This is a genomic window from Pseudomonas oryzihabitans (assembly GCF_014522265.1).
GTDB classification, from domain to species: Bacteria; Pseudomonadota; Gammaproteobacteria; order Pseudomonadales; family Pseudomonadaceae; genus Chryseomonas; species Chryseomonas aestiva.
Window position 1 is genome coordinate 847595 of sequence record NZ_CP017024.1, and the last position, 13164, is coordinate 860758.

Sequence of the window (13164 nt, forward strand, 5' to 3'; positions counted from 1 at the left end):
ACCGTTTCCGCAGGTTTCGGAAACGGCCGTTCGTCAGCGCGGAGCGAGTTCGCGCAGATGGCGGGCAACCGCCAGCCAGGCGCCGATGTAGCCGAGCAGCACGGCGCCGATCAGCAGCTGCAGCCCGTCCTCGACGGCGACGCTGCCCAGGGCGAAATCACTGCCGTAGAGGCCGGCCAGATCCAGCACTGCGGCGTTGAGCCAGCTCAGGCCGAACACCAGCAGGGCCCAGGCGGCGATGCCGGCGCCCAGGCCGAACAGCGCGCCCATGTAGAGGAAGGGCCGGCGCACATAGCCGTCGGTGCCACCCACCAGCTTGACCACCTCGATCTCGGTACGGCGATTCTCGATGGCCAGGCGGATGGTATTGCCGATCACCAGCAGCAGGGCGATCACCAGCACCACGGTCAGGCCGAAGACGAAGCGCTCGCCGAGCTTGAGGATGGCGGTGAGCCGCTCGACCCACTGCATGTCCAGCTGCACCTGCTGCACGCCGTTCATCTCGGCCAGCTGACTGCGCAGCATGTCGAGACGACTCTTGTCGATTTCCCTGGGCGTCACGGCGATGACGCCGGGCAGCGGATTCTGCGGCAATTCGCGCAGCGCCTCACCCAGGCCGGCATCCTGCTGCAACTCCTTCAGGGCATCGTCCGGACTGATCCAGCGCGCCTCGGCCACATCGGGCAGGACCTTGATCTGGCTCATCAGCACCTCGGCCTGGTCCTGACCGGTGCGCAGGTCGAGAAACACCGAGATCTGCGCCGCGCGCTGCCAGGACCCGCCGAGTCGCTCGACGTTCTTCAGCAGCAGCGACACGCCCATGGGCAGCGCCAGGGCAATGCCCATCACCAGGCAGGTAAGGAAGGTGCCTATGGGCTGCTGCACCATGCGCCTGAGGCTGTCCCTCAGGCCGGTGCGGTGGGCTTCGAGGTAGGCATGCAGCGGACTGCGCCAGTCGCTCTTGGGTTTCTGCGGGGCCTGGCGCTGCGGACGCTGGGGTTTGCCGCCCTGTTCCTGGCCACGGGGCAGTTCGTTGCCACTCATGACTGGCTCTCCTCTTCGTCACCGATCAGGCGACCGCGCTGCAGGGTCAGCATGCGATGGTGCAGGCGGGCGATGAGCGCATGGTCGTGGCTGGCGATCAGCACCGTGGTGCCGAGACTGTTGATGTCCTCGAAGACGCCCATGATCTCCGAGGCCAGGCGCGGATCGAGGTTGCCGGTGGGTTCGTCGGCGAGCAGCAGGGCTGGCCGATGCACCACGGCGCGGGCGATGCCGACCCGCTGTTGCTGGCCGGTGGACAGCTCGGCCGGATAGTCGTCGAGCTTGTCCTTGAGGCTGACCCGCTCCAGCGCAGAGGCGACGCGCTTGGCGATCTCGGGCTTGGACAGGCCGAGGATCTGCAGCGGCAGGGCGACGTTGTCGAACACGGTGCGGTCATGGAGCAGCTGATGGTTCTGGAAGACCACGCCGATCTGCCGGCGCAGAAAGGGAATCTGCGCATTGGTGATGCGCGAGATGTCCTGGCCGGCCAGGGTCAGCTTGCCGCCGGTGGGCCTTTCCATGGCCAGGATCAGCCGCATCAGGGTGCTCTTGCCGGCGCCGGAATGACCAGTGACGAAGAGAATCTCGCCGCGTTCGGCACGGAAGCTCAGTTCCTGCAGGCCGACGTGACCATTGGGATAGCGCTTGGAGACGCGGTCGAACTGGATCATGAGACGCCCCGCTCCGCGAACAGGGCCTGGACGAAGGGCCGCGCCTCGAAGGGCCGCAGGTCGTCGATGCCTTCGCCGACGCCGACATAGCGGATCGGCAGGGCGCTCTGCTTGGCCAGGGCGAAGATCACCCCACCCTTGGCGGTACCATCGAGCTTGGTCAGCGCCAGGCCGGTCAGGGGCACCGCATTGTGGAACTGCTTGGCCTGGTTGAGGGCGTTCTGGCCGGTACCGGCGTCCAGCACCAGCAGGGTCTCGTGGGGCGCCGCCGCGTCCAGCTTGCCGATCACCCGGCGCACCTTGCGCAGCTCTTCCATGAGGTTGTCCTTGGTGTGCAGGCGGCCGGCGGTGTCGGCGATCAGCACATCGATGCCGCGGGCCTTGGCGGCCTGGACGGCATCGAAGATCACCGAGGCGGAATCGGCGCCGGTGTGCTGGGCGATCACCGGGATGCGGTTGCGCTCGCCCCAGACCTGCAACTGCTCGACCGCCGCGGCGCGGAAGGTATCGCCGGCCGCCAGCATGACCTTCTTGCCGTCGTTCTGCAGCCGCTTGGCCAGCTTGCCGATGGTGGTGGTCTTGCCGGCGCCGTTCACGCCGACCACCAGGATGACGTAGGGCTTGTGCGAGGTATCGATCACCAGCGGCTGTTCCACCGGCAGCAGCATCTCGGTGAGCTCCTGCTGCAGCGCCTGGTAGAGCGCCTCGCTGTCGGCCAGCTGCTTGCGTGCCACCTTCTGGGTCAGGTTGCGCATGATGACGCCGGTGGCCTCGACGCCGACGTCGGCGGTCAGCAGGCGGGTCTCCAGCTCTTCGAGCAGGTCGTCGTCGATGACCTTCTTGCCGAGGAACAGGCTGGCCATGCCCTCGCCGAGACTGGCGCTGGTCTTGGACAGGCCCTGGCGCAGGCGGGCGAAGAAGCCCAGCTTGGCGGGTTCGGTCGGCGTGGCGGCGACGGCTGGCGGAGCAGGTTCGGGCTCGGGCGCCACCACCGCGGGCTCGGAACGGATCGGAGCAAGGGGCGCTACCGGTACGACCGGGGCGGGAGCAGGCTCAGGAGCGGGCGCCGGCACAACCGGAGGTAGCGGTGTGACCGGCACGGCCACCGGGTCGGGCTCCACCTCGGGCGCCATCACCGGCTCGACCTCGACCGGCGGCACGATGGGATCGGCCACCAGCGGCTCGACCAGCGCCGTGAGCGCCACCGGCGACGGCGCCTCCTCTTCGGCGACCGGCACCGGGGTCAGCGAGGGGATCGCCTCCGGCGGTTCGGGCACCGGCTCCGGGTGCTGCACCGGCTCACTGGCCAGCGGCTCGGACAGGCGCGCCTCGGCGTCGGGCGCGGGGGCTTCGGCAGGCGTCTCTACGGGTTCGGCAGTCTTCTTGCGGAACCAGCCGAACAGGCCTTTCTTCTCCGTGGGGGAGACTTCTTGTCGTCGGATCCAAACATGCGGGGCTCTGTATCGAACGGACGAACCGGCTGCGGGAGCTCCGCCAGGCGGGGCTCGACCGTCAGGCATGGCCGTCGGGAAAAGGGATGCGTATCCTAGCAGCCTGCCGGGCGGAAGACCTCCCCGTCGGCGAAAAACGCGCGACCGTCCCCAGGACGCAGCCGCTTCGTCCCCTACCGCGCTACAAGGCCTGCTCTCGCGATGTCCGCCTCCCGCTCCCGTCGGACCGCCCTGGTCGTCCTGCTCAGCCTGCTCCCCACCCTCGCCCTGGCCACGGCCAACCGGCAGAACACCGAGGAATTCACCCTCGACAACGGCCTCAAGCTGGTGGTCCGCGAAGATCACCGGGCGCCGGTCGCCGTGGTGCAACTCTGGTACCGCGTGGGTTCGAGCCTGGAGGCGCCCGGTGCGACCGGCTTGTCCCATGCCCTGGAACACCTGATGTTCAAGGGCAGTCGCAAGCTTGACGCCGGCGAGGCCTCGCACCTGCTGCGCGACTTGGGCGCCGAGGAAAATGCCTTCACCACCGACGACTACACCGTCTATTACCAGCTGCTCGCCCGTGATCGCCTGCCGGTGGCCCTGGAGCTGGAAGCCGATCGCATGCAGCACCTGCGGCTGGCGCCCGACGAGGTCAGTCGCGAGCTGGAGGCGATCAAGGAGGAACGCCGGCTGCGCACCGACGACCGCCCCGAGGCACTGTCCTTCGAGCGCTTCAAGGCCGCCGCCTACCCGGCCAGCGGCTATCGCAATCCCACCATCGGCTGGCCCCAGGACCTGCAGCGCCTCGGCGTGGATGACCTGCGCCGCTGGTACCAGACCTGGTACGCGCCCAACAACGCCACCCTGGTGGTGGTCGGTGACGTCAACCCCCAGGCGATCCATGCCGAGGTGCAGCGCTGGTTCGGCACTCTCCCGCGCAGCGACCTGCCCGCGCCGCGCCGCCCGCTGGAACTGCTGGCGCCGGGCGAGCGCCGCCTGGACCTGCAGGCCCGCGAACTGCCCAGCCTGCTGATGGGCTTCAACGTGCCCAGCCTGGCCACCGCCGCCCAGCCGCGCGATGCCTACGCGCTGCAACTGCTGGCCGCCCTGCTCGGCGGCGGTTCGGGGGCGCGCCTGCCCAGCCGTCTCGAACGCGGCGTGGAAGTGGCCAGCAGCGTGCGCGCCGCCTATGGTGCCTACACCCGTGGCGACAGCCTCTTCCTGCTCAGTGGCACCCCCAACACCCAGCGCGGCAAGACCCTCGACCAGCTGGAAGCGGCCTTCTGGGCGCAACTGGACCTGCTCAAGCGCGAGCCGCCCAGCACCGAGGAGCTGGCCCGGGTCCGCGCCCTGCTGGTGGCCGGGCTGGTCTATGGCCGCGACTCCATCACCGCCCAGGCCAGCAGCATCGGTCAGCTGGAAAGCGTCGGCCTCGGCTGGCGCCAGGGCGATCGGCTGCTTGACGAACTGGGCCGGGTCACCCCCGACGACCTGCGCCGGGTGGCGCGCACCTACTTCACCCGCGAGCGCCTGACCCTGGCCCAGCTCAAGCCCGCAGCTACCGCGGAGAACCGTCCATGAAGCCGCTGTTCTGGCTGTCGCTGTGCCTGCTCGCCGGTTGCCAGTCCCCTACCCCGGTCGGCGACCTGTCGCGCGCCTATCCCGCCGTGGATACTCTCAGGACGCTCAAGGACGCACCGCCCCTGGGTCGCCAGCTGGATATCCAGCGCTGGCGCACCGCCGAGGGCGCCAAGGTACTGTTCGTGCCGGCGCCGGAATTGCCGATGTTCGACGTGCGCCTGATCTTCGCCGCCGGCAGCAGCCAGGACGGCGCCACCCCGGGCCTGGCCATGCTGACCAACGGCCTGCTCAACGAAGGCACCCCGGGACGCGATGCCGGCGCCATCGCCGACGGCTTCGAGCGCCTGGGCGCCGATTTCAGCAACGGCGCCTATCGTGATCAGGCGGTGGTCGGACTGCGCACCCTCGCCGATCCGGCCCACAGCGAACCGGCCCTGGCGCTGCTGGCCGAGGTGGTCGGTCGCCCGACCTTTCCCACCGAGGCCATCCAGCGCATCCGTGACCAGTTGCTGACGCTGATCGCCGCCAGCCGCCGCGAACCGGCCAGCCTGGCCGGCGAAGCGCTGCAGGAGCGCCTCTACGGCAATCATCCCTATGCCCATTCGCCACGGGGCACCGCAGCCGGAGTGACCCCTCTCGATGCGGCCAGCCTCAGGGCCTTCCATGCCCGTGCCTATGCCGCCGGCAATGCGGTGATCGCCCTCACTGGCGACCTGGATCGAACGCGCGCCGAACAGATCGCCGCCCGGCTGTCGCGCGCCCTGCCCCGCGGTCCGGCCCTGCCGCCACTGCCGGTGCCAGCGCCTGCCGCATCGGCAGTGGTGCAGCTGGAGGTCCCGGCCCAGCAGACGCGTCTGCTGCTCGGCCAACTCGGCATCACCCGCCGCGATCCCGACTACGCCGCCCTCTTCGTCGGCAACCAGATCCTCGGTGGCGGCGGCTTCGGCAGTCGGCTGATGACCGAGTTGCGCGAACGCCGTGGTCTCACCTACGGCGTCAGCTCGGGCTTCACCCCCATGCGTCAGCCCGGTCCCTTTACCATCGGCCTGCAGACCCGCGCCGAACTGGGCGATGCCACCCTGGCGCTGGTCCGCGAACTGCTGCGCGACTACCTGGCCCAGGGCCCCACCCAGGCCGAACTGGACCGCGCCAAGCGGCAGATCGAAGGCAGCTTCCCGCTGGCCAACGCCAGCAACGGCGCCATCGTCGCCCAACTGGGCAACATCGGCTTCTACGACCTGCCCAGCAGTTACCTGGACGACTTCCTCCAGCAGGTCCGCCGCCTCACGGTGGAACAGGTGCATGCCGCCCTGCGGCGCCATCTGGACCCGGAAAGGTTCGTCGTGGTCAGCGCCGGCCCACGGGTCGCCCAGCAGCCGCTGCCGCCACCCCGCCCTCTTCCCAACCTGCCGCCCAGCGGCGTTCCGGAGCACTAGCATGGCCCAGAAGACCGCCAACCAACTGCGCATCATCGGTGGCGACTGGCGCAGCCGGCGCTTCGTCTTTCCCGATGCCCTGGGCCTGAGACCCACCCCGGACCGGGTCCGCGAGACCCTGTTCAACTGGCTGGCCGCCGTCACCCCGGGCGCGCGGGTGCTGGATCCCTTCGCCGGCAGTGGCGCCCTGCTGCTGGAAGCCCTGTCCCGCGGCGCCGGCCCGGCGCTGGCCTTCGACCTCAATGCCCAGGCCGCCAATGCCCTGCGCGGCCATCTGCAGGCCCTCGGCTGCGCCCACGCCGAGGTGCGCCAGACCGACGCCCTGCAGGCGCTGGCCAAGCCGGCGGCGACGCCCTTCGACCTGGTGTTTCTCGATCCGCCCTTTGCCAAGGACCTGCTGGAGCCGGCCTGCGCGGCTCTGGAAGCCCAGGGCTGGCTGGCCGCGGACGCCTGGATCTACACCGAGAGCGAGACCCAGCCCTCGCGCCTGGCCCTGCCCGCGACCTGGCAGCTGCACCGCGAGAAGAAGACCGGCAACGTCCACTACGCCCTCTGGCGCCGCCAGGCGTGAACAGCGCACCCTTTCGCCCGGCGCGCTGGCTGCCCGGCCCGCACCTGCAGACCCTCTGGGGCTCGCTGTGGCGCCGCCTGCCACCCATCACCCGGCCGCGGGAGCGGCTGTGGCTGGAGGATGGCGACTTCCTCGATCTGGACTGGTACCACGCCGAGGATCCGCGCGCGCCGCTGGTGCTGATCGCCCACGGCCTGACCGGCAGCTCCGGCTCCCACTACGTACTCGGCCTGCAGTTCGCCCTGGCCGCCCGCGGCTGGGCCAGCGTCGGCCTCAACTGGCGCGGCTGCTCCGGCGAACCCAACCGCCTGCCGCGCGGCTATCACTCCGGCGTCAGCGAAGACCTGGCGGCGGTGGTGCGCCATCTGCAGGCCAGTCGTCCGCACGCGCTACTGTATGCGGTGGGCTTTTCCCTCGGTGGCAATGTGCTGCTCAAGTATCTCGGTGAGCGCGGCGCGGACAGTGGTCTCACCGCCGCAGCCGCGGTCTCGGTGCCCTTTCGCCTGGACCTCTGCGCCGATCGTATCGGCCTCGGCTTCTCGCGCATCTACCAGCGGCACTTCATCCGTGAACTGGCGCGCTACGTGCGCGACAAGCAGGCGCTGTTCGACCGCGAACGTCACCCCGAGCAGCACGAGATCCTCGCGCGCCTGGGGCCGCCCGAGGGGCTCAAGACCTTCTGGGACTTCGACGACCGCTACACCGCGCCCCTGCACGGCTTTCGCGATGCCCGGGACTACTATCGCCAGGCCTCCAGCCGCTACTACCTGGGGGGAATCCGCATCCCCACCCTGCTGATCCAGGCCGAGGACGACCCCTTCATCGGCATCGACGCCCTGCCCGCCCGCGCCGAACTGGCGCCCGACACCCTGTTCGAGCGCCTGCCCCACGGCGGCCACGTGGGTTTCATCGGCGGCGCCTTCCGCGATCCGGACTACTATCTGGAAAGACGCATCCCCGACTGGCTGGTCAGCCAGTGGGCAGCGCCATCCGGCCGATAAACGCCCACGGGTCGGCGATCCCGGCGGCTGTCGCCTTGGCCTCACTCCGCCCCTGAGCTACCATCCAAGCCCCAACAGCTTCGCCCCCAGGACAGCGTCATGAACCGAGTGCTATACCCCGGCACCTTCGACCCCATCACCAAGGGCCATGGCGATCTGGTGGAGCGCGCCTCGCGGCTGTTCGACGAAGTCGTGGTGGCGGTGGCGGCCAGCCCCAAGAAGAATCCGCTGTTTCCGCTGGAGCGCCGGGTCGAGCTGGCCAAGGCGGTGACCGCGCACCTGCCCAACGTCGAGGTTATCGGCTTCAGCTGCCTGCTGGCCACCCTGGTGGAGCAGCAGCAGGCGACCATCATCCTGCGCGGCCTGCGCGCCGTGTCGGATTTCGAATTCGAATTCCAGCTGGCCAACATGAACCGGGTGCTCGCGCCCCAGGCGGAAAGCATGTTCCTGACCCCGTCGGAGCACTATTCCTACCTGTCTTCCACCCTGGTGCGGGAGATCGCGGCGCTCGGCGGTGACGTGACCAAGTTCGTCCATCCCACCGTGCATCAGGCGCTGCTGGAGCGTTTTGCCCCGGGCAGCTGATTAACCCCAAGGACTGTCGGGTGCAGCCGGCGCGCGGATGGGGCAAAATGCGCGCCTGACTTTTGGATCGCTGCGCGTTCGCGCGGCGTGGAGCCGACGATGTCCCTCATCATTACCGACGATTGCATCAACTGCGATGTGTGCGAGCCCGAGTGCCCGAACGGCGCCATCTCCCAGGGTGCGGAGATCTATGTGATCGATCCGAACCTGTGCACCGAGTGCGTGGGCCACTACGACGAACCCCAGTGTCAGCAGGTCTGCCCGGTGGACTGCATCCCCCTCGACGAGAACCATGTCGAGACCAAGGAGCAGTTGCACGACAAGTATCTGAAGATCAGCGGCCAGGCTTAAACAGCCTGGCCTGGCGCCAGGGCCTACTCGGTACGCCCGTACCCGCTCTGGGTGCAGCCCAGGCAGCGCACGAAGGCCGCCTTGCCCGGCTCGACCACCAGCGCCTTGCCGGCCTTGCCGATGTTACCGCCGGCGGCGGTGAACGGCAGACTGACCACGAAGGCGCCCGCGCCGATCACGGTGGCGGCGATCAGCAGCGGTCGCGCGATCAGCAGATCGCCGATCATGGAAAAGGCGGCGGGAGCCTGGGCTTCACCGAACGCCTGGTCGGCGGTCTGATATTCGGTGACGTCACCCTGGGCCTGCTGTGCCTGCGCCGGCAGGATCTGCATCGTCAGGGCCAGCGCCAGCACGGCGGCCAGGCTACGGAACGGATTCATACGGCTGATCCCTTGCGCGGTTGTAATGGTGGTCCCTGAACTATAACAGGCCGCCCGCACTTGTCATGCGGGCGGCCTCCAGACGTCATTCGGCGCGGACGACCGGCTGCGGCGCACGCCGGTAGGCATAGACCATGAGCGCGATACCGCCCAGCACCATGGGTACGCAGAGTACCTGCCCCATGGTCAGCCAGCCCCAGGCCAGATAGCCGAGCTGGGCGTCGGGCACCCGGACGAATTCGACGATGAAGCGGAAGATGCCGTAGCAGAGCACGAACAGGCCGGACACGGCCATGGTCGGCCGCGGCTTGCGCGAGTACAGCCAGAGAATGACGAACAGCGCCACGCCTTCCAGGGCGAACTGATAGAGCTGCGACGGATGGCGCGGCAGCTGGGCCGGATCGCTGTAGGGCGGGAAGATCATCGCCCAAGGGACATCGGTGGGCTTGCCCCAGAGCTCGGCGTTGATGAAGTTGCCGATGCGGCCGGCACCGAGGCCGATGGGTACCAGCGGCGCGATGAAATCCATCAGCTCGAAGAAGCCCTTGTTGTGGCGCTTGCCGAACCACCAGACCGCCAGGATCACCCCGAGCAGGCCGCCGTGGAAGGACATGCCGCCCTTCCAGACCTCGAAGATCAGCGTCGGATTGGCGATGTACTCCGCCAGATTGTAGAACAGCACGTAGCCGAGTCGCCCCCCGGCGATGACCCCCAGCGCCACCCAGAACACTAGGTCGGACAGCGTCTCGCTGGTCCAGCGCGGATCGAAGCGGTTGAGTCGCCGCTTGGCCAGCCACCAGGCGCCGCCGATCCCCACCAGGTACATGAGGCCGTACCAGTGGATCTTCAGCGGCCCCAGCGACAGGGCCACCGGGTCTATTTGCGGATACGGCAGCATGGTGCCTCCTTGAAAGGGATCAGAGTAGGAAGTTGAGACCGACGCCGAACAGCAGCAGGGCGAACAGGCGCTTGAGCAGCCGGGGCGAGAGGCGATGGGCCAGTCGCGCACCGAAACGGGCCGAGAACATGCTGGTCAGGGCGATGCCCAGCAGGGCCGGCAGATAGACATAGCCCAGACTCCAGGCGGGCAGACCCGGCTGCTGCCAGCCGACCAGGATGAAGGACAGCGCCCCGGACAGGGCGATGGGCAGGCCACAGGCCGCCGAGGTGGCCACCGCCTGCTGCATCGACAGGCTACGCCAGACCAGGAAGGGCACGGTAAGCGAGCCGCCGCCGATGCCGAAGATCGCCGAGGCCCAGCCGATCACCACCCCCGCCACCGTCAGCGTCGGCTTGCCGGGCTCGCCGGCCTGGCGCCTGGGGCGCAGGTCCAGCGCCAGCTGGAGGGCAATGAGAATGGCGAAGGTGCCGATGATCTTCTGCAGCAGCGGGCCATGGATGGCAGCGGCGGTCAGGGCGCCCAGGGCGCTGCCGAAGACGATGCCCAGGGCCATCCAGGCGAACAGCCGCCAGCGCACGGCGCCGAGTCGATGGTGGGCCCAGACGGAATTCAGCGAGGTGAAGACGATGGTGGCCAGCGAGGTGCCCACCGCCAGGTGGGTGAGGATGTCCGGATCGAGGCCCTTGGCGGTAAAGCTGTAGACCAGCACCGGCACGATGATCAGGCCACCGCCGACCCCGAACAGACCGGCCAGCAGCCCGGCGCAGGCGCCGAGCACCAGGAAGAGCAAGAGATCCATCATCACCTCGGGCGCAAGAGGCGGCATGGTACGCCGCTACCTGTCAGGCGGGAAGCAGCCTTCCCGCCTGACACGCTCAGCTCTGGACGCTGGCTGCCGGGTTGATCACCCGGCCCAGTCCGAGATTGCGCAAGGCCAGGTGCAGGGCGCTGTGGATGACCTGGGGATTGTCGATCTGGCGCATCTGCTGCACCAGCTCGCGGGCCTTTTCCAGGGTGACCTGGCGCAGCAGCCACTTCACCTTGGGCAGGTTGGTGGCGTTCATCGACAGGGTATCGAAGCCCATGCCCATGAGCAGCACCGCCGCCGCCGGATCGCCGGCCATCTCGCCGCAGATGCTGACCGGCACCCCTTCGGCATGGGCGCCATCGACCACCTGTTGCAGCGCCTGCAGCACCGCCGGGTGGAAGTAGTCGTAGAGGTCAGCCACCCGCGGGTTGTTGCGATCCACCGCCAGCAGGTACTGGGTCAGGTCGTTGGAACCCACCGAGATGAAGTCCACCTGGCGCGCCAGATCACGAGCCTGGTAGACCGCCGAGGGGACCTCGACCATGACACCCACAGGCGGCATAGGGATATCGACGCCTTCGTCACGCACCTCGCACCAGGCACGGTGCAGCAGATGCTGGGACTCCTCCACCTCGTGCACACCGGAAATCATCGGCAGCATGATGCGCAGGTTGTTCAGGCCTTCGCTGGCCTTGAGCATGGCGCGGGTCTGCACCAGGAAGATTTCCGGATGGTCCAGGGTGACGCGGATCCCGCGCCAGCCGAGGAAGGGATTGTCTTCCTTGATCGGGAAATAGGACAGCGCCTTGTCGCCGCCGACGTCCAGGGTACGCATGGTCACCGGCGCCGGATGGAAGGCGGCCAGTTGCTCGCGATAGATGGAGAGCTGTTCCTTCTCGCTGGGAAAGCGCTCGTTGACCATGAAGGGTACTTCGGTGCGATACAGCCCGACCCCTTCGGCGCCGCGCTGCTGGGCACGGGCCACGTCGGCCATCAGGCCGGTGTTGACCCACAGCGGCATGCGGTGACCGTCGAGGGTCTCGCAGGGCAGGCTGCGCAGGGCGTCGAGGCCCTGGGTCAGCTGGCGCTCCTCTTCCACCACGTCGCCATACTGCTTGATCAGCGTCGGCGAAGGATTGGTGAAGATCTCGCCGTGGTAGCCATCGACGATGAGGTCGATGCCGTCCACCTTGGAATACGGCAGATCCACCGCGCCCATGACGGTGGGCACGCCCATGGCACGCGCCAGGATGGCCACGTGGGAATTGCCCGAGCCAAGCACCGAGATCAGGCCGACCAGGCGCCCTTCGGGCACCTCGCCGAGCATGGCCGGCGAGAGTTCCTCGCTGACCAGGATGGTGTTTTCCGGATAGATCAGGCAGGCCTGGTGGGCCTGCTGCAGATAGGCCAGCAACCGGCGACCGAGGTCGCGCACGTCGGCGGCGCGTTCGCGCAGATAGGCGTCGTCCATCAGTTCGAAGCGCTGGACGTGCTCCATCACCACCTGGCGCAAGGCACCCTGGGCCCACTGGCCGCTCTTGATGATGGTGGTCACCTCGTTACCGAGGGCGGCGTCGTCGAGCATCATCAGATAGACGTCGAACAGCGCCTGCTCTTCCTTGCGCAACTGGGTGGACAGGCGCTTGGACAACGCCTTCATGTCCGCCCGTACGCCTTCGATGGCGGTGCGGAACAGCTGCAACTCGGCGTCGATGTCGGTCACGGTCTTGTCCGGGACCACTTCCAGGTCGGCCGGTGGCAGGACCACCACCGCCTTGCCGACGCCGACCCCGGGCGAACCGGGGATGCCGACGAAACGGGCCTCCTGGATACCCCGGCCCTGCCGGTCCAGCCCGCGGATGGTCCCGGTAGCCTCGGCATGGGCGATCACCCCGGCGAGCTGGGCGCTCATGGTCACCAGGAAGGCCTCCTCACCCTCGTCGAACTGGCGACGCTCCTTCTGCTGCACCACCAGCACGCCCATGACGCGCCGGTGGTGGATGATGGGCGCGCCGAGAAAGGAGGCATAGCGTTCTTCGCCGGTCTCGGCAAAGTAGCGAAAGCGCGGGTGACTGGCGGCGTCTTCGAGATTGAGCGGCTCTTCGCGGGTCCCGACCAGACCGACCAGGCCCTCGTTGGGGGCCATGCTGACGCGACCGATGGACTTCTTGTTGAGGCCTTCGGTGGCCATCAGCACGAAACGGTTGGTGTCCGGATCCAGCAGATAGACGGAGCAGACCTGCGACTGCATGGCCGCGCGGACGCGCTGCACGATGATGGACAGTGCCGACCCCAGATCCTTGGCGGCATTGACCTCCTGGACGATCTTGCGCAGAACTGCAAGCATCTAGCGCCTCCGCAGCCGACGCCCGGCGGAGCCGCCGGCGTGCATCACGTGTCGT

General features: G+C 68.3%; 12 protein-coding genes and 1 pseudogene. 6 read left to right on the forward strand and 7 right to left on the reverse strand.

Annotated elements, in window-relative coordinates:
• Positions 1 to 33 precede the first annotated feature (33 nt).
• The 3 genes and pseudogenes from ftsX to ftsY all read right to left on the reverse strand — a co-directional run bounded on the left by ftsX (position 34) and on the right by ftsY (position 3165).
• On the reverse strand, positions 34 to 1044 hold the full coding sequence (gene ftsX, locus BGI51_RS03940; RefSeq protein ID WP_158893568.1) for a permease-like cell division protein FtsX: 1011 nt from the start codon (positions 1042 to 1044) through the stop codon (positions 34 to 36).
• Complete coding sequence (gene ftsE / locus BGI51_RS03945) at positions 1041 to 1715, reverse strand: cell division ATP-binding protein FtsE (RefSeq protein ID WP_133861472.1); 675 nt, start codon at positions 1713 to 1715, stop codon at positions 1041 to 1043. The genes ftsX and ftsE overlap by 4 nt, the downstream gene beginning before the upstream one ends.
• Positions 1712 to 3165 (reverse strand): annotated as a pseudogene (ftsY, locus tag BGI51_RS03950) (signal recognition particle-docking protein FtsY). The gene ftsE and the pseudogene ftsY overlap by 4 nt, the downstream one beginning before the upstream one ends.
• A gap of 202 nt (positions 3166 to 3367) precedes the next feature.
• On the opposite strand from ftsY, the gene BGI51_RS03955 reads away from it, so the two are divergent.
• The 6 genes from BGI51_RS03955 (at position 3368) to BGI51_RS03980 (ending at position 8673) form a co-directional block, all read left to right on the forward strand.
• Entirely contained in the window at positions 3368 to 4729 is a 1362-nt protein-coding gene (locus tag BGI51_RS03955; protein WP_187980368.1) for a M16 family metallopeptidase, read from the forward strand.
• Positions 4726 to 6165, forward strand: a complete 1440-nt coding sequence (locus BGI51_RS03960; RefSeq protein WP_187980369.1) for a M16 family metallopeptidase — start codon at positions 4726 to 4728, stop codon at positions 6163 to 6165. The genes BGI51_RS03955 and BGI51_RS03960 overlap by 4 nt, the downstream gene beginning before the upstream one ends.
• Position 6166: 1 nt before the next feature.
• Positions 6167 to 6736, forward strand: a complete 570-nt coding sequence (rsmD, locus tag BGI51_RS03965) for a 16S rRNA (guanine(966)-N(2))-methyltransferase RsmD (RefSeq protein WP_187980370.1) — start codon at positions 6167 to 6169, stop codon at positions 6734 to 6736.
• A complete protein-coding gene (locus tag BGI51_RS03970) occupies positions 6733 to 7737 on the forward strand; it encodes a hydrolase (RefSeq protein ID WP_187980371.1) in 1005 nt (334 codons plus the stop codon). The genes rsmD and BGI51_RS03970 overlap by 4 nt, the downstream gene beginning before the upstream one ends.
• A 99-nt stretch (positions 7738 to 7836) precedes the next feature.
• Positions 7837 to 8322: a pantetheine-phosphate adenylyltransferase gene (gene coaD, locus BGI51_RS03975; protein WP_133861478.1), complete on the forward strand. Its 486-nt coding sequence runs from the start codon at positions 7837 to 7839 to the stop codon at positions 8320 to 8322.
• Between the two features lie 99 nt (positions 8323 to 8421).
• The gene (locus BGI51_RS03980; RefSeq protein WP_007161640.1) at positions 8422 to 8673 is read left to right on the forward strand and encodes a YfhL family 4Fe-4S dicluster ferredoxin; all 252 of its coding nucleotides are present in this window, start codon (positions 8422 to 8424) and stop codon (positions 8671 to 8673) included.
• Positions 8674 to 8696: 23 nt separating this feature from the next.
• On the opposite strand, the gene BGI51_RS03985 is transcribed toward BGI51_RS03980, so the two are convergent.
• From BGI51_RS03985 to ptsP, 4 genes are all read right to left on the reverse strand, one after another.
• Positions 8697 to 9053: a multidrug transporter gene (locus tag BGI51_RS03985; RefSeq protein ID WP_187980372.1), complete on the reverse strand. Its 357-nt coding sequence runs from the start codon at positions 9051 to 9053 to the stop codon at positions 8697 to 8699.
• Between the two features lie 85 nt (positions 9054 to 9138).
• Positions 9139 to 9951: a prolipoprotein diacylglyceryl transferase gene (gene lgt, locus BGI51_RS03990; protein ID WP_059313521.1), complete on the reverse strand. Its 813-nt coding sequence runs from the start codon at positions 9949 to 9951 to the stop codon at positions 9139 to 9141.
• Between the two features lie 19 nt (positions 9952 to 9970).
• Entirely contained in the window at positions 9971 to 10753 is a 783-nt protein-coding gene (locus BGI51_RS03995; RefSeq protein ID WP_187981260.1) for a sulfite exporter TauE/SafE family protein, read from the reverse strand.
• 76 nt (positions 10754 to 10829) lie between these two features.
• The gene (ptsP, locus tag BGI51_RS04000; protein ID WP_133861481.1) at positions 10830 to 13109 is read right to left on the reverse strand and encodes a phosphoenolpyruvate--protein phosphotransferase; all 2280 of its coding nucleotides are present in this window, start codon (positions 13107 to 13109) and stop codon (positions 10830 to 10832) included.
• Between the last annotated feature and the right edge of the window lie 55 nt (positions 13110 to 13164).